Annotated in this window: 1 protein-coding gene and 2 pseudogenes; all 3 read right to left on the bottom strand. The window is 69.4% G+C overall.

Annotated features, from left to right (window positions below; translation table 11 throughout):
* Positions 1 to 350: pseudogene (locus I5I_RS02295) on the bottom strand (DNA-directed RNA polymerase subunit beta); the annotation flags it as partial.
* A 33-nt stretch (positions 351 to 383) separates the two neighbouring features.
* Entirely contained in the window at positions 384 to 1,196 is an 813-nt protein-coding gene (locus tag I5I_RS02290; RefSeq protein ID WP_051039437.1) for an anti-sigma factor, read from the bottom strand.
* Positions 1,193 to 1,338: pseudogene (locus I5I_RS17400) on the bottom strand (sigma factor-like helix-turn-helix DNA-binding protein); the annotation flags it as partial. The pseudogene I5I_RS17400 and the gene I5I_RS02290, both read right to left, overlap by 4 nt.

Genomic DNA, 1,338 nt, shown 5'->3' with positions numbered 1-1,338 from the left:
ACCGAGCGCAGCACTGTCTTCCCCCGCTCGTAGAGCAGGGCGGCGGTTGCGGCGTCATCACGCACCATCAGCTGCAGCAGGTAGAGGCGCCACAGCGTGCCCGGAAGCGACTTGGCCGGCGAGTGCGACCACAGCTCCGCAACCGTCTCGAGGCCGTGGGCGTCGGTGAATGTGATGAGCCGCTCAACGATGGCGTCCGTGGGCTCATCCCGCACCCGGGTGATCAGAGCGGATGCCGTCGCGTGCGCGATCCGCGACACGTCGGCCGGATCGGTGGAGCCGAAGCGACGGTCGAACGTGTCGGCGGGACGGTGGACGGGACGGTGGTAGTCCCGGGGCTCGTCGCTCATCCTTCCAGGCTACCGGCGGCCGACGCGGCGGGCTCAGGCGTTGGTCGGGATGGCGATGATGGGCTTCGTCGTCGGGTTGCCGTCGGGAGAGCCGCCGGCCTGCTCGATCGTCACGGCGATCGTGTCGCCGGGCTCCATCTTTCCGCTGAGCTCGGCCGTCGCCGCCGAGCCGGAGGCGTCGAAGGTTCCTGCCGCGATCGGCTGGCTGCCGCGCACGAACCATAGCTCGAAAGTGCGATCGCTCGGAAGCTCGGGCAAGCCGTCGGCGACAAGCACCACTTTGCCGACGCTGGACGACCAGTGGGCCGTGGCTTCGCCACCCTGGAAGCTCACCTGAGCCGACGAGGCGTCGGGCGCCGACTGGATCTGCTCCAGTGCGGTCACGGCGGCCGGGGTGCGCCACAGGTTCGTCACCGCTCCCGTGCCCCATCCAATCGCGACGAGCAGCGCGACCGAGGCGACGAGGGCAAAGAGGCCTCGGGTCCAGTTCCGACGCTGCACGGCCTGCACGACCTCTGTCGGCGGAGCAACCGCATCGGCCTCGGCGTGGTTCTCGTCTGTATCGGCGGATGCCGCGGCATCCGCCTCCGGCGACGGCGCCTCGGCGTCGATCGCGCGCATCAGCCGTGAGCGGAGGTCGAGCGGCGGAGCGACGGGCGGAATGCCGTCGGCCAACGCGTCGACGGTGGCGGCGTCGAGGCGGGCAATCCCATCCCACTCGGCGTGTGCGGCCAGGGCAGCCCGATAGGCGCGCTCGTCGTCGATCGACAACGCGTTCAGCGCGTGTCCTGCCGAGAGTTCGGCGAACTCGTCGGCTCCGATGTCTCGGCTCTCGCGGTCGTTCATGACGTCACCCCCATCTCCTGCCTCAGGCGCGANCAGCCGTCGCGCATCCTTGTTTTGATCGTCCCCAGGGGCGATCCCACAGTGCGGCGATCTCGCTCTGAGAATATCCCCCGACGTATGACAGCAGCAGTGCTTCGCGCTG

This window comes from Microbacterium sp. B24 (assembly GCF_000333415.1).
Taxonomy (GTDB): domain Bacteria; phylum Actinomycetota; class Actinomycetes; order Actinomycetales; family Microbacteriaceae; genus Microbacterium.
The sequence above is the reverse complement of the archived record's forward strand: the minus strand, read 5'-3'. Positions and strand labels throughout refer to the sequence as shown.